We start from the raw sequence: 18,899 nt of genomic DNA, 5'->3' as shown, positions 1-18,899 counted from the left end.
CGATCGGGCCGCGAGCGATGGGAATGACCATGTCCGACCACAAGATGTCCCACACACCTTCGCAGATTGCCGATCTTCCCGACGATCTGCCGCATTCGCCGGGTCCGGCCGGCGGTTGGGGGTCGCTGCGCGGGATCGCCAGCGTGTTCGGGGAAACATGGTCGAACCCCGCATCGCTCGCGTCGCTGGGCAAGCTCAACAAGCCGAAAGGCGTCATGTGCGCGTCGTGCGCCTGGCCCAAGCCCGCCAATTATTCCGCGTTCGAATTCTGCGAAAACGGCGCGAAGGCGACTTTGTGGGAATCGACCAGCGCGCGGTGTGGTCCGGCGTTCTGGACCAAGCCGGGTCATAGCGTCACCGAGTTGCGGTCGTGGCGCGACCATGATCTGGAGATGACCGGGCGGTTGACGCATCCGCTTCGCTACGATGCCGAAACCGACCGCTATGTCGAGACGACGTGGGAGGAGGCGTTTGCCGGGATCGCTGGGGTGCTCAAGCCGCTCGATCCGGACAGCGCGGTGTTCTACGCCTCGGGCCATGCCGGGCTGGAGGCATCGTATCTCTACGCATTGCTGGCGCGAGCCTATGGCACCAACAACCTGCCGCAAAGCTCGAACATGTGCCACGAAACGACGTCGGTCGGGCTCACCAAGGTGATCGGTTCGCCGGTCGGGACGATCGTGTGGGACGATCTGGAGCAGGCCGACGCGTTCTTCTTCTTCGGGCAGAATCCGGGGACCAACAGCCCGCGCTTTCTCCATCCGCTCAAGGACGCGAAGGACCGCGGCGCGAAGATCGTGACGTTCAATCCGATCGTCGAGCAGGGGCTGGTGTCGTTCGTCGATCCACAGAGTCCTGCTGCCATGCTGACCGGCAAGGAGACCCAAATCTCCGATCAATACCATCAGTTGAAGGCGGGCGGCGACATCGCGGCGATGCTCGGCATGTGCAAGGTCGTGGTCGAGGCGGACGATGCCGCCAAGGCCGCCGGTGCCGCGCACGTCATCGATCACGCGTTCATCGCGCAGCACACCACCGGCTTCGATACGTTCCTCGACCGCTGCCGTGCGGTCGCCTGGTCCGAGATCGAGCAGGAAAGCGGGCTGAGCGAAGCGGCGCTCCGCGATGCTGCGCAGGTCTATATTGCCGCCAAGAACGTCATCGGCGTCTATGGCATGGGGCTGACCCAGCACGCGCACGGTGCGACCAACGTGGCGATGCTCGTCAATTTGCTGCTGTTGCGGGGGAATATCGGGCGGCCGGGGGCAGGGTGCTGCCCGGTGCGCGGGCACAGCAACGTCCAGGGGCAACGCACCGTCGGGATCGCCGAGAAGGTTCACCTGGTCCCGGTCGACAAGCTCAAGGCGCTGTTCCACTTCGACCCGCCAGCCGAGGATGGCATGAACATCGTCGAGGCGAGCGAGGCGCTGTTCGAGGGCAAGGTCCGCGCGTTCATCTCGCTCGGTGGCAATCTGGTCCGCGCGGTGCCCGATCAGAAGCGGATGGAGCAAGCCTGGGCGTCGCAGGACCTGACGGTGATGGTGTCGACCAAGCTCAACCGCAGCCATCTGTTTCCGGGCAAGCTCGCGTACATCCTGCCGTGCCTCGGTCGGTTCGAGGAAGATGAGCAGGCGAGCGGTCCGCAGACCATCACGACCGAGGACAGCTTCTCGATGATCAGCGGGTCGATCGGGCATCGTACGCCTGTCTCGGACAAGGTGATGAGCGAACTGGCGATCGTCACCGGCATCGCCAAGGCGACACTGGCGCCGAGCGAGCATCTGAAATGGGACGCGTGGACCGCGGATTACGGGCTGGTGCGGGATTTGATCGAGCAGACCTACCCGGACGATTTCCGCGCGTACAACCAGCGGATGTATGAAGCGGGCGGGTTCTATCGCGGCAATGCGGCGCATGAGCGAGTGTGGAAGACCGAATCGGGCAAGGCGGTGTTCACCACGCCGGGCGAACTCAACGCGATCGGCTTCCAGGATGCGCCCGGGCGTTTCCGCCTGATCACCCTGCGCTCGAACGATCAGTTCAACACGACGATCTACGGCTATTCCGACCGCTTCCGCGGAATCGAGGGGACACGCGACGTCCTGCTGATGAACCCGGAGGATATCGCCGAAGCCGGATTGAGCGACGGTCAGAAGATCCGGCTGATCACCGACGTGGACGATGGGCAGGATCGGCAGCTCGGCGGTCTCACGCTGACCGCGTACAAGATCCCGCGTGGGACGCTGGCGGGCTATTATCCCGAATGCAACGTGCTGGTGCCGATGAGCCACCACGACGAATTGTCCAAGACACCCGCGAGCAAGTCCGTGCCCGTCCGAATCGTCGCGGATGTCGATGCGGCCAAGGCGTGATCGTGCCGCGCCGTGCCGGTCGACGGCACGGCGCAGTTCGTGAAATCAAGCGGATTTCGTCAGCAGGCTGCCGACTCAAGGGGTGGACAGCCCCAAATCGATCCGCCGCCCAGGCCAGCGGGCCGACGAAAAGTTGATGAAATATTAAGACGGTGTTGGCTGTTCTGGAGAAGGAGGTGCGAGCGGCCGCAATTTCTAATGCTCTAAAGGTGGTATTGCGTCGAGAAGGATCTAGAATGAGCAATGCCATGATTTAGGAGGGCGGGAAGATTACGCGCCTTTTGTCGGAAACCCTTCGAACCGTGACACTCTCCGTCTGTCCTTTCCGGGGACGTGATCGTCTCTCGACGGATGCCGCATATTGCGACAATCCCGTTTTGACACAGTCGTCCGCCGCATTATGGACTGATCGTGAAGCGTTCGCGATATGAGAAGGATCTAGGATGCGCGTACGGCTGAAATCGGTGCGGGAAAATCCGTCGCACGTGCTGCTGGCGCTGTGGATCGTCCTCGTGGTCGGGTTCTTTACCTGGCAGTCGGGGACGTATCGCGGCGTGGTTGCGTTGCTCGCCGAATGGCAGTTCAACGAATTCGGCGTGTATCATCCGCTGCTGACGTTCCTGATCTTCATCCTGCTCCTGGCCCCGTTGCCGTTCCTGTTCACTCGTCGGCGGCGGAAGGCGGTTCGCGCGACAAACCTGAACGCCGAAGCCGTTGCCGCGCAGAACCATCTCGCGCGGGCGATCCATGATTCGACGATCTTTCTGAACATCCTGCTGCTCACGGCCGCCGGGTGCCTTATCGCAGCGGTGATCGCGCTCATCATGATGGTGATGCTCCCCAGCGCGCAAGGGCCGATGCAGCGGATTACCGCGAGTACCACGATCCCGATGGTTCCCACGCAGGGCCTGACCGAGCTGCACGGCACGATCGTCTACACCCGGACATCGGCGTTCGACGAGGATCTGTGGCTGGCACGTCGTAATGTCCGTTTCGCGCCGATGACCGATCCGGGCGCCGATCCGTCGGACATCCGGTATTTCATCGAATTGTCGCCGACCGACGGATCCGCACAGGCCGCGGCAGTGAGCGCGCGTCAGGGGATCCTGGTCGCCGATGGTCTGCCGGGGGAGTTGTACCGGCTGTACCGTTATGCAGGCTATCACGTCGTCCCGACGCACTATGTGCTGTTCCGCTCGGCGGCGACGATGCGCTGGCCGTATATCGTGTGGATTGCCGAATTCGGCGTGGCGGGGCTACTGATCGGTATTGCCGCGCTTGCCCAGTGGTTCCGGCGCCGCCGCCTGATCCGACGGGAACGGACCGCGACGGTGGAGGTCGCGGAAGCTTAACGAAACACTAACCACGTCCGCGCACCGGCTGTTTAGGCTCATTCGGGCATTGAGACCGTGTGTTCTTGCTCAAGCCCATCCTTGCGCTCCCCGGCGTCTTCGGCTTGCTGGCGTTTGCTGGCCTGTCGTTTACCGCGCACGCGCCCGTCGTGCAGGCGCGAGCGGTGGTCCCGCTGAGCGATGTCGCGCGTGCCGCGGTCCCCGCCGCGAGTGCGCAAGACGATGATGCGGCCCCGCCACTGCAACGGCGCTTCCGCCGATCGCGCGATGGATTGTTCTACGTCACCGCGCGGGTCAACGGAGTTGCGGTACGCTTCCTGCTGGATACCGGCGCGACCATGGTCGTCCTGACGCCGGCAGACGCGACCCGCGTCGGCGCGGCGTTTGGCGGACCGGCGCGACATACGATGATGGAAACCGCCGCTGGGCCTTCGGCGATCGATCGTATCACACTCGATCACGTCGCGATTGCCGGACATCGCATTACGGATGTCGATGCAGCGGTCGTGCGGCGCGGGTTGAAGGTCTCGCTGCTCGGTCAGGACCTTCTGTCGCAGCTGGGGCCGGTCACCATATCCGGCAACGCGCTAGAACTGAACTGAAGTTCCGAACGGGCGATCGCGCGGCGCGGGCCGGTTCCGGCTTTAGCGCGATCTTGCGACGGACAAGGGGCCACTACGCCGACGCCGCAGAGCGCCGCCGATCATCAGGAACCCGCCGAGCAGATACAGCCACGTCGACGGCTCTGGAACTGCGGATACGGGGGTGGGATTGTTCGTTCCCGTGTTTGGATTGCCCGTTCCGCCCGTGCCGGGCGTACCGCCCGTTCCTGGTGTACCGCCGGTGCCGCCGGTTCCGGGTGTGCCGCCGCCAGGGCTTGCAACGAATCCGGGCGCGCCGGTGACGGCCTGCGCAATCACGGGGGAGAACGGTTGTCCTGCTCCTTCGGGCGCGGGGCTTCCGGTTGCGACATCCGCAACGACATCCTGTACAAACGGGATGGCGTTGGGGTCGGCGACCGTGCCTCCAGCGGGCGATACGGGGGGAAGGCCGCGCGCGAACGCTACACCTGGATATTCGGCGCGGCGCGTGCCGCGATCGGCCGGCGGATTGCCGCTCCGCGTGGCCGCGGGACCGCGCGGTCCAGCCAGACCCGACAGATAACTGGCACGGCGTGCGGGACCATCCGAATCAACGGTCGCGGTGAAGGCCTTGGGCAGGCCGCCATCGGTGATGAAGACTGCACGTGTATTCTGCGGTGCTGCGGCAGCAATCAGGAATACTACGCTCAGCGCGCCGACCGTAACGGTGCGGGCCGTGTTTTCGCCGCGGTTCAATTCGGATACTTGCTCAGCCATCACGGATCTATAGCATCGTCTAGCAAAATTGCGACCTGTTTCATCATGGTGATTCCCGCTGTGGGACGGGTTTCATTTAGGGTAAGGCACGCTCGGTGCCCAAGCATGCCGTTGGGTAGACAGACAAAACGGGGTGGGAAATGAACCTTTCGGTGGCTTGCTCGTGATTCGACCGCATGGGACCGTTCGCGGCCCGATCCTCCTCAGCGTCGCTGCCGCTACCGTATTGAGTTTGGGGGGATGCGGGGGCGCGCCCAAACCACCGTATGATGATTCGCAAAAGCTCGTGCGAGCAACGCTCAAGATCCTGACCAACGATGGCAACGTGATTTGCGTCGACAATCGCACGAACGGAAAGCCGCTGGCGATCTTCGCGACCATGGCGGTCGCCCCGGCGCCGTCGCGACGCCCGCTGGCGTGGCATCACGTCGTGCCGCTGCGGTCGAGTGAGGCGCTGACGACGCGGCAGATCTATCAGGACACGATCGTCGATAAGCCCTCGCACATCCCCGACCCCACCAACACCACCCCCGCGCTCGGTTTCCTCGAGCAGCAGCAGCTCAACAATGCCGCCATGGTGCAGTCACGCAGGGGGCACACCAGGACGGTCGATTTTCCCGGTGGCTTCGACAACCCGCGCGTCGATGCGCGCTGGTGGCCGTTCGTCCGGCTGTCGCGCAAATGCTATCTGAAATACGCCGTTTCGGATCCGGTGTGGATGGACGACCTAGGGTTCGTGACGATCAATATCGAGCATTGGGGAACGACCTACGCGTTCAAGCGCCGCGATCGGGATTGGGTCGCGGTCGGGCAATGGAGCAACTGGCTGTTCTAAGCCGCGCTCAAGTCGCGTCGTCGCCGAACAACGGCAGCGCGACGGGGCCGTCGGCAAGCGAATCGAAAGTCGACACGGTCACGCCGACCAGCCGGATGCCCTTGGCCGGTGGGAGGACCGACCGGATCAGGTCGGTGCTGGCCGTGTGCAGTTTCTCGGCGGTGTCGATCGGGCCGGGATAAGTGCGGCTGCGCGTGATCTGCTGGAAATCGGTGTATTTGACCTTCACCGTCACCGTCCGGCCGAACGCCTGCGCCTTGTCGCACCAGCCCCACACGTCTTCCGCCATCTGCCGCACCCCGGCTTCGATCTCGACCGGGTCGAGCAGGTCGCGGTTGAACGTCGTCTCCGAGCCCGACGATTTGCGGATCCGGTCCGGATCGACCGGGCGATGATCCTCGCCGCGTGCGATCGCGTGGTACCAGTCGGCGGCATTACCGAAATGCGCGCGCAGGAAGGCGATCGGCTTCGCGCGCAAATCGGCCCCGGTGGTGATGCCCAGGGCCTGCATCTTCTTCGCGGTGACGGGGCCGACTCCGTGGAAGCGCGCGACTGGTAACGTCTCGACCCACGCCGCGCCCATGTCGGGCGTGACGGCAAACTGGCCATTGGGCTTGCGCTGGTCGGAGGCCAGCTTCGCCAGGAACTTGTTGTACGAGATGCCCGCCGACGCGGTCAGCCCGGTCTCCTCGAAGATTCGCGCGCGGATCGCCTTTGCGGTCGCCCAGGCGGTCGGCAGGCCCTGCACGTTGGCGGTGACATCGAGATACGCCTCGTCGAGCGACAGCGGCTGGACGAGCGGCGTATACTCCCGGAAAATTGCCTGGATTTGCCGCGAGACCTGTTTGTAAACGTCGAACCGTGGCGGCACGAACACCAGATCGGGGCAGCGCCGCAGCGCGGTCACCGACGGGAGCGCCGACCGCACGCCGAACACCCGCGCCTCGTAACTCGCCGCCGCCACGACGCCGCGCGCCGCGGCATGGCCGACCGCGATCGGCTTGCCGCGGAGCGACGGGTCGTCGCGCTGTTCGACCGAGGCGAAGAACGCGTCCATGTCGACATGGATGATCTTGCGGGGCGGCGGCTCCATCCGCGCCTGTTAGGACAAAACGAACGGAAGGGGAACGCTTTAGCGCATCACCCGAGCGCGTCCGCCGCAGTGCCGATAGCGGCGTGGACCCGGTCGAGGTCCGCATCCGTGATGCTGTAGGGCGGCATGACATAGACCGTGTTCCCCAACGGACGCAGCAGCAGGTCCGCGTCGCGGAACCGCTTGAGCAGCGCGGGACCGAGCGAGGACAGATACCCGCCGCCCGCCGGATCGACCAGATCGACCGCGGTGATCGTCCCCAGCGTCCGCGCGCCGCGAATGTTGCGGTGACCGGAGAGCGCGGCGAGGTGGCGTGCCTGTCGCGCCGCGAGATCGGCGATCCGCGCGCGGACAGGCTCGTCCCGCCATATCGCGAGGTTCGCGTTTGCTGCCGCACAGGCGATCGGGTTGGCGGTGTAGCTCGACGAATGGAAGAACATCTTCGATCGGTCGGTCGAGAAATGCGCGTCGTAGATCGCGTCGGTCGCGAGCGTCACGGCGAGCGGGACCGCGCCGCCGGTCAAGCCCTTCGACAGGCACAGGATGTCCGGCACGACGCCCGCCTGTTCGCACGCCAGCAGCGTGCCCGTGCGGCCCCATCCGGTCATCACTTCGTCCGCGATGAACAGCACGTCGTGTCGCGCGCAGATCGCGCGCATTTCGGCGAGCACCCATGCGGGATAGAACAGCATCCCGCCCGCGCCGAGCACCAGCGGCTCGACGATGAACGCGGCGGGCTGCTGCCGACAGGCTGCCTCTAGCGCATCCAATGTGGCCTGTTCGTGCCCCGCGGCGGGGAAGGGGATCGTCCCCACGTCGAACAGCAACGCGCCATAGGCCTGGTTGAACACCCCGCGCGCGCCGACCGACATCGCGCCGATCGTATCGCCGTGATAGCTGTGTTCGAGCACGAGGATCCGGTCGCGCGGCGCGCCGCGATTGGCCCAATAGCCCAGCGCCATCTTGAGCGCGACCTCGACGCTGGTCGAGCCCGAGTCCGAGAAGAACACGCGCGTCAGCGCTGGCGGCAGCAACGCCATCAGTCCGCGCGCGAGCGTTTCCGCGGGGTCATGCGTCCAGCCGGCGAAGATGATCTGGTCGAGCCGCTGCGCCTGCTCGGCGATCGCGGCCATGATGCGCGGGTGGCAATGCCCGTGCGTCGTCACCCACCAGGATGAGATCGCGTCGACGATCCGCCGCCCATCCGCGGTGTGCAGGATCGCGCCTTCGGCATGGGTGACGCGCGGGATCGGCTCGCCCAGCCCGTGCTGCGTGAACGGGTGCCAGATCGGCGAGACGCTCATCGGAATGCCGCCAGGTCGAAATGGTCGGCGAACGCGGCGGCGAGCGTCGTCGTGTCGAGCGTTTGGAGCCGGGGCAAGCGGCCCAGCCGGGTGACTTTGCCGATTCGGGCGATCGTCGCTTCGCTGTCGGGTTCGGAATCGCCGATGAACGCAACGCCCAGGATCGGCACGCCTCGCGCACGCAGCGCCTCGATCGACAACAGGCTGTGGTTGATCGTCCCCAGCCCGGTGCGTGCGACCAGCACCACGGGGCGGGCCCAGTGCGCGAACAGGTCCGCGAACAGCAGATCGGGGGTGATCGGTACCAGCACCCCGCCCGCGCCCTCGACGACCAGTGGCCCGGTCACTGCGGGGAGCGCGAGCCGGTCGAGCTCGATCGTCACCCCGTCGATCGCCGCCGCGCGGTGTGGCGAGCATGGGGTGGCGAGGCGATACGCTTCGGGCAGGATGTGCGACACGGGCAAGCCGGACAAGGCCGCGACGCTGTCGGCGTCGCTCCGGGGATCGAGCCCGGCCTGCACCGGCTTCCAATAGTGCGCGCGCATGGCCCCCGCGAGCGCGGCGGCGAAGACGGTCTTGCCGACGTCGGTGTCGGTCCCGGTGACGATGACGGTGGGGGCGAGGGTGGTGGTGGTCATGGCAGGATCTCCCGCAAGGTTTCGGCGAGGCGGTCGATCGCGGCCTCGTCCACGTTGAGCGTCAGCGAAATCCGCAGCCGCGCGGTGCCCGCCGGGACGGTCGGCGGGCGAATCCCGCGAATGTCGAACCCCGCCGCCTGGACCGCCGCCGCCACGCGCATCGTCGCGGCGTCGTCGCCGATCAGCAGCGGCAGGATCTGCGATCCGGTCGGCGTCACGCCGCACGGCGCAAGCACGCGTTCGGCATGCGCGATCAACGCCGCCAGCCGCGACCGCCGCGCGGGTTCGTCGGCCAGGATCCGTAGCCCCTCTCGCACCGCGCTCGCCATCAGCGGTGAGGGCGCGGTCGAGAAGATGAAGCCGCGCGCGCGGTTGACGAGGAAATCGCGCGCCACCGCCGGGCCGCACAGCAACGCGCCTTCGCTGCCGAGCGCCTTGCCGCACGTCCGCAACGTGATGACCGTCTCGCGTCCCTCCAGCGCCGCCGCCAGACCGCGTCCGTCCGGCCCGAACACACCGGTCGCATGCGCTTCGTCGATCAGCAGCATCGCGTCATGCCGCGTCGCGACCGCGAGCAGATCGTCGAGCGGCGCACGATCACCGTCCATGCTGTACAGGCTCTCGACCGCAATCCATGCGCGCCCCGTCGCGCCGGTCGCGCGCCACTGCGTGATCACCGTGTCGACCGCGTCCGCATCGTTATGTGTCGCCGCACGGGTTTCGGCGCGACCCAGCCGCATGCCTTCGTGCGCGCTCGCGTGGACCAAAGCGTCGTGGACGACCAGATCGCCCCGTTGCGGCAAAGTCGCGAGCAGCGCCGTATTGGCGGCGTAGCCGCTCGCGAAGAACAATGCGGTTTCGCTGCCGAAGAACGCCGCCGCCTCGGTCTCCAGCGCTTCATGCTCGGGGTCGTTGCCGCGCAGCAGCCGCGATCCGCCCGAACCGATTGGAACGCCACGCGCCAAGGCGGCGGCGACCGAGTCGCGCAACCGAGCGGATCCCGACAGCGCGAGATAGTCGTTCGAGGAGAAATCGGTTCCGCTGCGCGGCTGGAGCCGGCGAAGGCGGGCTTGCCGTTCGATTGCGCCAAGGTCCTGCTGGTGCGCCGCCCACACGGACGGCGTAGCGCTCTCACGCGAACCGCTTTCGGTAGCGTCACGGTTTTGCTCGATATTCCAGTCCATTGTCGTCAACCGTCGAAACCCTTCTGCCGCACTATCCGCGATCTTCCCGCTGCGCTTCGAACGCGGGGAGCATCTAACGCTGGACGTTCCTCCGTCGCAGGTAGATGCAAGGCGCACCGCATGCCACCACGAAGGGCGTATCGATGGGACCGTGGCTAATATGCTGAGACGTGTCATGATTTTTGTGATCGGAATCGCGGCGCTCGGTACGGTGGGTTTTGGGGTGTTCGCATGGCGCCCGTCGATCGCCAGGATTCCCCGGCCGGATGCCACCCGCTTCGCTCCGGCGCTGGTTGCCAAAGGCGCGGTTCTTGCCAGTGCCGGGAATTGCGCGCGCTGTCATACCGTCCGCGGTCGTCAGCCCTATGCGGGCGGTTATGCGATGAAAACTGCTGTGGGAACGGTCTACGCCACCAACATCACGCCGGACCCGAAGACCGGGATCGGCAACTGGTCCGAACAGGCGTTCGATCGCGCGATGCGCCAGGGTGTCCGGCGGGACGGCGCGCATTTGTTTCCGGTTTTCCCCTATGGCCATTTCAGCAAGCTCGCGGACGGCGACGTCGCCGCGCTTTACGCCTATTTCATGACGCGGACCCCGGTCTTTGCGCGGGAGGAAAGTTCGACGATCCCGTTCCCGCTCAACGTCCGCGCGCTGCAGGCGGGGTGGAAAGGGGTGTCCTTCCGGCCCGGTCGCTTCGTTCCCGACCCCGAACGCAGCGCAGAATGGAACCGCGGTGCCTATCTGTCCGAAGCGGTGGCGCATTGCGGTGGATGCCATACCCCGCGCGACATCCTTGGCGCGGAGAAGACGGCGCTGGCTTATACGGGCGGGCGGAGCGACGGCTGGACCGCACCTGCGCTCCCCCCGGCTCGGGGTGCGGCGGCGTGGTCGCACGAGGATTTGGTGACGTATCTGTCGGGTGGGACCAGCCCGCGTCACCGCGCGCCCGCTGGGCCGATGGCGGCGGTGGCACGCAGCCTTGCCAAACTACCCCCTGCCGATGTTGCGGCGATTGCGACCTATTTTACAAACCGCGACGGTGGCGTTGGACACAAGCCGACGTCGCATGCGGTCACCCGGTAACAGCCCGCAGACCGGGGGGCACACCGCGCGACGCCTTGGCGATCCGGTCGAGCGCTTGCGCTTCGATCTTCTCCAGCTCGCCGAGCGTTTCCGCAATGGCGTCGCGTTGCGCATCGAGCCGGTCGATCCGTTCCCGACAGCGTTCCGCCAGCGCGCGCATCTGTTCCACATGCTGCGGGTCGGCATCATACAGGTCGAGGAACTCGGTGATGTCCGCCAGCGTGAAGCCGAGACGCTTGCCGCGCAGGATCAATTGCATCCGCGCGATCTCGCGCTTGGTATAGACGCGGATCGCACCGACTCGTCCGGGCGTGATGAGCCCGCGGTCTTCGTAGAAGCGCAACGTCCGTGGCGTGATGTCGAGCATCCGCGCGACCGCGTTGATTCCCGTCAGCTCTTGCCGGTCTTCCAATCCGCTCCTCCAATGACGCGTCGAGGGATGAGGGCGCGCACCCGCCCCGGAAGGGCAAGGCGGCGTGCCGCGCGTCTTGGGCGTGAGTGTCGCGGATTTGCGACGATAAGGGAAACGCCATGTTTCGGTCGGATCGCGGAACCGTCCGGAACGTCACCTAAGGCGTTGCCCAAGTGTCACGTTTCACGCAGCATCGCGCTTTCTCGATGCAAGAATGCTTGACGCTGCTGCTCATCCTTATAGGCGACGTCGGACATGCCGTATACGGCATCGGGCTCGCGCATAAGACGGGGGCCGAACGACGACGGACGACCGCACAGATGTGGCGTCCATACCGAAACGTCCGTGCCCCAGCGGGTCGACGGGCAGGTTGGAGAGGATCGAGGATGTCTCTGCTGATCATCAGCGCACTGCTTGCCGGTGCACCGGTTGCCACCGATACCGTGATCGGTCGCTGGAAGACCGAAACCCACAATGCCATCGTCGAAATCGCGCGCTGCGGCGCGTCGATCTGTGGGCGGATCGTGACGTCGGATGCGCTCCGCGCGAATCCCGGCATGAAGGACAGCAGAAATTCCAACGCCGCCCTGCGCAGCCGCCCGATCGAAGGGATGCTGTTCCTGACCGGCTTCAAGCCCGACACCGATGGCGTGTGGAGCAACGGTCAGGTCTACAACGCCGACGACGGCAAGACCTACAATGGCAAGATCACGCCTGTCGGTGCCAACCAGTTGAAATTGCGCGGCTGCGTCTTCTTCCCGCTGTGCAAGACACAGACCTGGACGCGCGTGCGCTGACGCTTTCCTCCTCCGCTTACCAGTACAGGAAACCTCAATGCCAATTCGTTTCAAAGCCCCGTTGCTGGGCGCGACCGCGCTTGTCTCGTCGATCGGGTTCACCGGCGTCGCGCATGCCGACGCCTTCTACCTAGAGGCGCAGTCCGCGCGCGGTGCGGGCCGTGCGTTTTCGGGGGAGGCCGCCGATACCGGGCCTGCATCGCTATGGTGGAATCCGGCCGCGATCGCCGGGATCACCAATGCCGAAGCCGCGGTCAGCGCGACCGCGATCCTGCCCAAGGGCGAGGTGATCGACAATGGTACGCTGATCCGCCGCCCGGGGCAGGCGTTCGCGCCGGTCGGTGGCAATGGCGTGTCGCGCGACCCGATCAACAATGGCGTCCTGCCGAGCGGCGCGATCGCCTATCCGATCAACGACCGGATCGCGGTCGGCCTCGCGGTCACCTCGCCGTTCAGCTTCACCACCGATTACGACGCCAACAGCTGGGCGCGCTACAGCGCGGACAAGACGCGGCTGCGGACGATCGACATCCAGCCCTCGGTCGGCATCGTGCTGACCGACTGGCTGCGGGTCGGCGGCGCGCTCAACGTCGAATATACCGACGCCTTCCTCAGCAACCAGCTCCCCAACGTCCTTGCATCCCTTCCGGACGGCACGCAGACACTCAAGGGCCACGGCTGGGACTTCGGCTGGACCGCGGGCGTCCAACTCCACAACGACATCGCCACCGTCGGGATCAGCTACAAGTCGAGCATCGAGCATACGCTGACCGGCCAGCTCAACATCTACAATCTGGTCGGTCCGCTCGCCGCGTCGAACACGTCGCTGTCGGACGTGCAGGCGAAGTTCCGCACCCCGGGGCAGGTGATGGTCGCGGGGCGTCTCAAGGCGACCAACGCGCTGACGCTCAACGCGCAGGTCGTCGCGTATAACTGGAGCAAGTTCGACGCGATTCGGCTCGGCGCGCCGCTCAACGTCGCGCTGCCCGAAAATTACCGCGACAGCTGGAGCCTCGCGGGCGGCGTCGATTATGCGCTCAGCCCCAAGGCGACGGTGCGTGCGGGTCTCCAACGGACGATCACCCCGACGCAGGACGGCTTGCGCGACGCGCGCGTGCCCGATGCCAACCGCTGGACCTATGCAGCGGGCGGCAGCTACCAGCTGACCCCGCGCATCGCGCTCGACGCGGCGGCAAGCTATGTCGACTTCAGCGACACGACGATCGACCGCGTGACCGCGGCCTATGCCGGAACCCCGGCGCAGACGCCCGTCGTCACCAACGGCCTGTTGCGGAATGCGCATGCCGTCGTGCTGTCGCTCGGGGGGCGCGTGACCTTCTGACCGGACGGTGGGGAGGCTAAAGGCTTCCCCACCGCCCGTTCGGCGAAAGGATCGTGGAGGCAACTGCGCGTCCCGGTTCGGGAACGCACCCAAGGCTCACAACAACAACCGTTGGCGTTTCGCGCGGATCACGGCACAACTCACTTATGGGCGTAACGTCAACAGTCTCTACTCTTGCCGAACTTGCCGAACTTGCGGGCGTTTCGGTCGCCACCGTATCCCGGTCGCTCTCCGGTAACACCGTGATCGCCAAGGCCACGCGCGAACGCATCGTCGCGCTGGCGAGTGAACATGGCTTCCAGGTCAACCAGGCCGCGCGCAACTTCCGCCTCGGGCGGACCGGTGCGATCGGCGTGGTCCTGCCGCTCGGGCATGAGGCCGAACAGCATCTCTCCGATCCGTTCTTCATGAGCCTGTTGGGGCCGCTCGCCGATGCGATCGCGGATCGCGGGCATGACCTGCTGCTGTCGCGCGTCATTCCGAACGACGATCGCTGGCTCGATGCGATCGTCGATGCCGGGCGCGTCGACGGCGTCATCGTGGTCGGCCAGTCGAACCAGATCGACGCGATCGAGCGTGTCGCGCAACGCTATCGCCCGGTGGTCGTGTGGGGCGCGACGATGCCCGGCCGGATGCAGACCACCGTCGGCACCGACAATGTCACGGGCGGGCGGCTCGCCGCGGACCATCTGCTCGCGCAGGGGCGGCGGCGGCTGGCGTTCTTTGGGAATACCGACGTGCCCGAATTCGCCGCGCGCTACGCCGGGTTCCAGCAGGCACTGGCGGCGGCGGGAATCGAACCGGCGGCGCTGCTGCCGGTCCATTTGACCAGCGAAGCGTCGTACAGCGCGATCGAGGCGTATCTGGCGAGCCACGCTTCCCCGGACGGCATCGTCGCCGCGTCCGACGTCATTGCGATGAGCGCCTTGCGGGCGCTGACCGGGCGCGGGAAGCGGGTGCCGCAGGACGTCGGCGTCGTCGGCTATGACGATGTGGTGATCGCGATGCACACCAATCCGCCGCTGACGACGGTGCGACAGGACGTCGCGCGCGGCGCGGTGACGATGGTCGACCTGCTGTTCCGCCGGATTGCCGGCGAGGACGTGCAGTCGGTGGCGATGCCGCCCGAACTGATCCTGCGCGCCTCCGCCTGATCAGGGGCGGGCGCGCGTATCCGGCGTGCGGACGAACCACGTCGCCACCGCCGCCGCCAGCATCATCCCGCCGCCCAGCAGCAGCACGTTCCGTGGATCGCCGCCCAGCAACGGGCGATAGGCGAGCCACACGAACAGGATCTCGATCATCATCGGGATGACGATGAACATGTTGAAAATGCCCATGTACACTCCCGTCCGCTCGGGCGGGATGGCGTTGGCGAGCATCAGATAGGGATTACCCATCAGGCTGCCCCAGCCGATCCCGATTCCGATCATCGCGACTATCAGCAGCGGGATCGACCCGGTCGACGCGATCGTCATCATCGCCAACCCCGAGGCGACCATCGCGACCGCGTGGATCGGTCGCGCGCCGAAGCGCCGCGCGAACGGCACCATCGCAAAGGCCGCGACGCAGGCGATGAAATTGTAGAAGGCGCCAAGCTGTCCGTTGAGCAGTCCGGCGTCGCGGAAGCCGACGCTGGTCGGGTCGCTGGTGTTGAACACGCCGCGCGCCAGCGCGAGCACGACATATTGCCAGTAACAGAACATCCCGAACCACTGGAACAGCATCGCCACCGCAAGCTGGCGCATCGTCGGCGGCATGTCGCGGATCGCTGCGGCAAGCCCGCTCAGGGTCGAGCGCAACGACAACGGGTCGGCGGTGATCGCAGCGTCTTCCTCGGGGGTCAGCGGCAGTTCGGGGACGCGCCATACCGACCACAGGATGGTGGTGATCGACAGCACCGCGCCGATCAGGAAGCTGATCCGCGTGATTTCCGGGATCCCGTTGCTGTCGAGCGTGTCCTTGTTGATGCCCCACCACACCAGCAGCGACGGCGCGAGGTAAGACAGCGTCTGCGCCAGTCCGGTGAACGCGCTTTGCGTCAGGAAGCCGAGCGGGCGTTGCGTCTCGTCGAGCCGGTCGCTGACATAAGCGCGATACGGCTCCATCGTGACGTTGTTCGCGGCGTCGAGCACCCACAGCAAGCTCGCCGCCATCCACAGCGTGCGGCTGTAGGGCATCGCCAGCAGGCACAGGCTGCACAGAATCGCGCCGACGAGAAAATAGGGGGTGCGCCGCCCGAGTCGGGTACGGGTGCGGTCGCTCATCGCGCCGATCAGCGGCTGGATGATCAGCCCGGTCATCGGCCCCGCGAGCCAGAGGAGTGGCATGCTGCCCTCGTCCGCGCCGAGATAGCTGTAGATCGGCCCCATGTTGCTCTGCTGCAGCCCGAAGCTGAATTGCAGCCCGAGAAAACCGAGGTTCATCTGCAGGATACGGGCGAACGACAGATGCACTTTGCCGGCCGATACGCTGGTCACGTCTCACTCTCCCCGTCGACGAACTGTTGCCGTCCTGCAACGCGCTGTAGCTGTTTGCGCAAACGATTGCAAATTGTGCTTGCAATCGTTTGCGAGACGGGATTAGGTCCGGATCGAGCCGAATAACCGGCCGTTCCGTTCCAGGAGAGTGACATGTTGAAAGGGCGCACCCTTTTCCTTGCGACGACCGCGTTGATGGTCGCCGCCCCGGCTTATGCCCAGCAAGCGCCAGCGGCCAGCCCGCCCGCCGAACCCCAGATCGATACGCCAACCGATACCGCAGCAGCGAGCGGCGACGACATCATCGTCACCGCGGTCGCGCGCGGCCAGAACCGGCTCGACAGTTCGGTCTCGGTCAGTTCGATCAGCAGCGACGCGATCGCGCAGGCCGCGCCCCGCTCCGCCGCCGAACTGTTCCGCAGCCTGCCCGGTATCCGCTCCGAATCGTCGGGCGGCGAGGGCAACGCCAACATCGCGGTGCGTGGCCTGCCGGTCGCGTCGGGCGGCGCCAAGTTCCTGCAGCTGCAGGAAGACGGCCTGCCGATCCTCGAATATGGCGACATCGCCTTCGCCAACACCGACATCTTCCTGCGCGCGGACTTCAACGTTGCGCGCGTGGAAGCGGTGCGTGGCGGGTCGGCCTCGACCTTCGCTTCCAATTCGCCCGGCGGCGTGATCAACCTTATCTCCAAGACCGGCGAGCAGGAGGGCGGCTCGATCCAGGGAACGGTCGGGCTCGATTATGGCGAATACCGCATCGACGCCGATTACGGTGGCAAGCTGAGCGATACGCTGCGCTTCAACGTCGGCGGTTTCTACCGCGTCGGGGAAGGGCCACGGCGCGCGGGCTATGACGGCAACAAGGGTGGCCAGATCCGCGGCAACATCACCAAGACCTTCGATCGCGGCTTTTTCCGGCTGAACGTTAAATACTTGGACGATCGCGCCATCGCCTATCTGCCGAGCCCGGTTCGTGTGACGGGGAGCAACAGCGACCCGAAATACACCTCGCTGCCGGGTCTCAGCGCGAATAGCGACACGATCCACAGCATCTATTTCACGCGTGCGGTCACGCTCGACGGCGCCAACAACCGCGAGGTCGACGATATTCGCGACGGGATGCACCCGGTCGTCAAGGCGGTTGGCTTCGAAACCGAATTCGAGGTCGCCGACGGATGGAAGGTCAGCGACAAGTTCCGCTATTCGGACATTTCCGGTCGGTTCATCTCGCCGTTCCCGGCTAGCGTCGACACCGCGCAGAACCTAGCCAATGCGATCGGTGGCCCGGGCGCGATCCTGAGCTATGCCAACGGACCCAATGCGGGGCAGCTTTACGCCAACCCGACGACCTCGAACGCGATCGGGGTCGTGCTGTTCAATTCCAAGCTCAACAGCCTGAACAACATCACCAACGACCTGCGGGTCAACCGCCGGTTCGCCGCGGGGGCGGGGACGGTCGACTTCTCGGCGGGTTTCTACAAGTCGCGCCAGACGATCGACATCGACTGGACCTGGTCGTCCTATCTGCTTGATGCGCAAGGCAACAACGCCGCGCTGCTCAACGTGCAGACCGCAACCGGGCTGTCGCGGACCGATAACGGCCTGGTTGCTTACGGCGCGTCCTATTTCGGCAATTGCTGCCGCCGCAGCTACAATGTCGATTACGACACCAATGCGCCGTTCGCGTCGATCGGCTATACTGGCGGCGGCTTCAACGTCGACGCCAGCGTTCGCTACGACACCGGCAGCGCGCGCGGCTTCGTGGTCGGCGATGGCCCGGTGACAAGCTTCGACGTCGACGGCAACGGCACGATTTCCTACCCCGAGACGCAGACGACGATCCTGCCGATCAACAACCCGCAGCCGGTCAATTACAACTTCCACTATGCGTCCTATTCGTTCGGCGCGAACTATCGCCTGGCGAGTGACCTCTCGATCTTCGCGCGCTACAGCCGCGGGGGTCGTGCGAACGCTGACCGGTTCCTGTTCAACCCGAACAACGTCAGCTCGGTTTCGGGCCGGCTTCAGCCCGGCGCGCGGCCGGTTGATTTCGTCCGGCAGGCGGAAGGCGGGGTGAAGTACAGCCACGCCGGGTTCAACCTGTATGGTACCGCGTTCTGGGCGAAGACCGCCGAGCAGAATTTCGAGGCGACCAGTCGGGCGTTCTTCGATCGCACGTACCGCGCGTACGGTGTCGAGCTCGAGGGCAATTATCGCATCGGCGGGTTCAGCCTCGCGGCCAATGGCACGTTCACCAAAGCGAAGATCATCAGCGACAACGTCACCCCCGCGGTGATCGGCAACCGTCCGCGGCGGCAGGCCGAGTTCGTCTACAAGGTGACCCCGCAATATACGACCGGGCTGTTCACGCTCGGCGCGAGCGCGATCGGCACGACGTCGAGCTATGCGCAGGACACCAACCAGTTGAAGCTGCCGGGCTTCACCCAGGTCAACGCCTTCCTCAGCGTGCGTCCGGTCGAGCGCGTTCAAGTGTCGATCAACGCGAACAACCTGTTCGACACAAAGGGCTTTACCGAAGCCGAGGAAGCGTCGATCCCGACCAACGGGATCGTTCGGGCACGGTCGATCAATGGTCGCACCGTGTCCGCCGCGGTCAAGCTCGACTTCTGAACCGGACGGCCCGG

General features: G+C 65.6%; 16 protein-coding genes. 9 read left to right on the top strand and 7 right to left on the bottom strand.

What is annotated here, in order from left to right; translation table 11 throughout:
* Positions 1-23: 23 nt before the first annotated feature.
* The 3 genes from QBJ92_RS09610 (at position 24) to QBJ92_RS09600 (ending at position 4,326) form a co-directional block, all read left to right on the top strand.
* Entirely contained in the window at positions 24-2,372 is a 2,349-nt protein-coding gene (locus tag QBJ92_RS09610) for an FdhF/YdeP family oxidoreductase (protein WP_277969466.1), read from the top strand.
* A 443-nt stretch (positions 2,373-2,815) separates the two neighbouring features.
* Positions 2,816-3,724 carry a hypothetical protein gene (locus tag QBJ92_RS09605; protein ID WP_277969465.1) on the top strand — a complete coding sequence of 303 codons (909 nt, stop codon included), beginning with the start codon at positions 2,816-2,818 and terminating at the stop codon, positions 3,722-3,724.
* A 59-nt stretch (positions 3,725-3,783) separates the two neighbouring features.
* On the top strand, positions 3,784-4,326 hold the full coding sequence (locus tag QBJ92_RS09600) for a retropepsin-like aspartic protease family protein (protein ID WP_277969464.1): 543 nt from the start codon (positions 3,784-3,786) through the stop codon (positions 4,324-4,326).
* Between the two features lie 42 nt (positions 4,327-4,368).
* Here the strand turns inward: QBJ92_RS09600 and QBJ92_RS09595 are convergent, their stop codons facing one another.
* Entirely contained in the window at positions 4,369-5,082 is a 714-nt protein-coding gene (locus tag QBJ92_RS09595) for a PEPxxWA-CTERM sorting domain-containing protein (RefSeq protein ID WP_277969463.1), read from the bottom strand.
* Positions 5,083-5,368: 286 nt separating this feature from the next.
* Between QBJ92_RS09595 and QBJ92_RS09590 the strand changes: the two genes are divergently transcribed.
* Positions 5,369-5,917 carry a hypothetical protein gene (locus QBJ92_RS09590; RefSeq protein WP_277969462.1) on the top strand — a complete coding sequence of 183 codons (549 nt, stop codon included), beginning with the start codon at positions 5,369-5,371 and terminating at the stop codon, positions 5,915-5,917.
* 7 nt (positions 5,918-5,924) lie between these two features.
* On the opposite strand, the gene dinB is transcribed toward QBJ92_RS09590, so the two are convergent.
* From dinB to QBJ92_RS09570, 4 genes are read right to left on the bottom strand one after another with little or no spacing between them, the layout of a single operon-like run.
* Positions 5,925-7,010: a DNA polymerase IV gene (dinB, locus tag QBJ92_RS09585; RefSeq protein ID WP_277969461.1), complete on the bottom strand. Its 1,086-nt coding sequence runs from the start codon at positions 7,008-7,010 to the stop codon at positions 5,925-5,927.
* A gap of 47 nt (positions 7,011-7,057) precedes the next feature.
* The gene (locus QBJ92_RS09580) at positions 7,058-8,314 is read right to left on the bottom strand and encodes an adenosylmethionine--8-amino-7-oxononanoate transaminase (RefSeq protein WP_277969460.1); all 1,257 of its coding nucleotides are present in this window, start codon (positions 8,312-8,314) and stop codon (positions 7,058-7,060) included.
* Positions 8,311-8,952, bottom strand: a complete 642-nt coding sequence (gene bioD, locus QBJ92_RS09575; RefSeq protein ID WP_277969459.1) for a dethiobiotin synthase — start codon at positions 8,950-8,952, stop codon at positions 8,311-8,313. The genes QBJ92_RS09580 and bioD overlap by 4 nt, the downstream gene beginning before the upstream one ends.
* Positions 8,949-10,136 carry an 8-amino-7-oxononanoate synthase gene (locus QBJ92_RS09570; protein WP_277969486.1) on the bottom strand — a complete coding sequence of 396 codons (1,188 nt, stop codon included), beginning with the start codon at positions 10,134-10,136 and terminating at the stop codon, positions 8,949-8,951. The genes bioD and QBJ92_RS09570 overlap by 4 nt, the downstream gene beginning before the upstream one ends.
* A 175-nt stretch (positions 10,137-10,311) precedes the next feature.
* On the opposite strand from QBJ92_RS09570, the gene QBJ92_RS09565 reads away from it, so the two are divergent.
* A complete protein-coding gene (locus tag QBJ92_RS09565; RefSeq protein ID WP_277969458.1) occupies positions 10,312-11,223 on the top strand; it encodes a cytochrome c in 912 nt (303 codons plus the stop codon).
* On the opposite strand, the gene QBJ92_RS09560 is transcribed toward QBJ92_RS09565, so the two are convergent.
* Positions 11,213-11,635 (bottom strand): MerR family transcriptional regulator, encoded by a 423-nt coding sequence (locus QBJ92_RS09560; protein WP_277969457.1) that lies wholly within the window; start codon positions 11,633-11,635, stop codon positions 11,213-11,215. The genes QBJ92_RS09565 and QBJ92_RS09560 overlap by 11 nt on opposite strands.
* 386 nt (positions 11,636-12,021) lie before the next feature.
* Here QBJ92_RS09560 and QBJ92_RS09555 point away from each other — a divergent pair, with 386 nt between their 5' ends.
* From QBJ92_RS09555 to QBJ92_RS09545, 3 genes are all read left to right on the top strand, one after another.
* Positions 12,022-12,432 (top strand): DUF2147 domain-containing protein, encoded by a 411-nt coding sequence (locus QBJ92_RS09555; RefSeq protein ID WP_277969456.1) that lies wholly within the window; start codon positions 12,022-12,024, stop codon positions 12,430-12,432.
* Positions 12,433-12,469: 37 nt separating this feature from the next.
* Positions 12,470-13,774, top strand: coding sequence for an OmpP1/FadL family transporter (locus QBJ92_RS09550; RefSeq protein ID WP_277969455.1), 1,305 nt, complete (start codon positions 12,470-12,472; stop codon positions 13,772-13,774).
* Between the two features lie 146 nt (positions 13,775-13,920).
* Positions 13,921-14,928 (top strand): substrate-binding domain-containing protein, encoded by a 1,008-nt coding sequence (locus QBJ92_RS09545; protein WP_277969454.1) that lies wholly within the window; start codon positions 13,921-13,923, stop codon positions 14,926-14,928.
* Here the strand turns inward: QBJ92_RS09545 and QBJ92_RS09540 are convergent, their stop codons facing one another.
* Positions 14,929-16,254: an MFS transporter gene (locus QBJ92_RS09540; RefSeq protein WP_277969453.1), complete on the bottom strand. Its 1,326-nt coding sequence runs from the start codon at positions 16,252-16,254 to the stop codon at positions 14,929-14,931.
* Between the two features lie 153 nt (positions 16,255-16,407).
* On the opposite strand from QBJ92_RS09540, the gene QBJ92_RS09535 reads away from it, so the two are divergent.
* The gene (locus QBJ92_RS09535; protein WP_277969452.1) at positions 16,408-18,885 is read left to right on the top strand and encodes a TonB-dependent receptor domain-containing protein; all 2,478 of its coding nucleotides are present in this window, start codon (positions 16,408-16,410) and stop codon (positions 18,883-18,885) included.
* The last annotated feature ends 14 nt before the right edge of the window (positions 18,886-18,899 follow it).

It is taken from the genome of Sphingomonas echinoides, assembly GCF_029623395.1.
GTDB lineage: Bacteria > Pseudomonadota > Alphaproteobacteria > Sphingomonadales > Sphingomonadaceae > Sphingomonas > Sphingomonas echinoides_A.
This window is presented reverse-complemented; position numbering and strand designations above follow the sequence as displayed.

Coding starts and splice junctions, on each gene's coding strand:
- bioD (WP_277969459.1), bottom strand. CDS start 8,952: ATGACCACCACCACCCTCGCCCCCACCGTCATCGTCACCGGGACCGAC.
- QBJ92_RS09555 (WP_277969456.1), top strand. CDS start 12,022: ATGTCTCTGCTGATCATCAGCGCACTGCTTGCCGGTGCACCGGTTGCC.
- QBJ92_RS09565 (WP_277969458.1), top strand. CDS start 10,312: ATGATTTTTGTGATCGGAATCGCGGCGCTCGGTACGGTGGGTTTTGGG.
- dinB (WP_277969461.1), bottom strand. CDS start 7,010: ATGGAGCCGCCGCCCCGCAAGATCATCCATGTCGACATGGACGCGTTC.
- QBJ92_RS09545 (WP_277969454.1), top strand. CDS start 13,921: ATGGGCGTAACGTCAACAGTCTCTACTCTTGCCGAACTTGCCGAACTT.
- QBJ92_RS09550 (WP_277969455.1), top strand. CDS start 12,470: ATGCCAATTCGTTTCAAAGCCCCGTTGCTGGGCGCGACCGCGCTTGTC.
- QBJ92_RS09580 (WP_277969460.1), bottom strand. CDS start 8,314: ATGAGCGTCTCGCCGATCTGGCACCCGTTCACGCAGCACGGGCTGGGC.
- QBJ92_RS09535 (WP_277969452.1), top strand. CDS start 16,408: ATGTTGAAAGGGCGCACCCTTTTCCTTGCGACGACCGCGTTGATGGTC.
- QBJ92_RS09595 (WP_277969463.1), bottom strand. CDS start 5,082: ATGGCTGAGCAAGTATCCGAATTGAACCGCGGCGAAAACACGGCCCGC.
- QBJ92_RS09605 (WP_277969465.1), top strand. CDS start 2,816: ATGCGCGTACGGCTGAAATCGGTGCGGGAAAATCCGTCGCACGTGCTG.
- QBJ92_RS09570 (WP_277969486.1), bottom strand. CDS start 10,136: ATGGACTGGAATATCGAGCAAAACCGTGACGCTACCGAAAGCGGTTCG.
- QBJ92_RS09610 (WP_277969466.1), top strand. CDS start 24: ATGACCATGTCCGACCACAAGATGTCCCACACACCTTCGCAGATTGCC.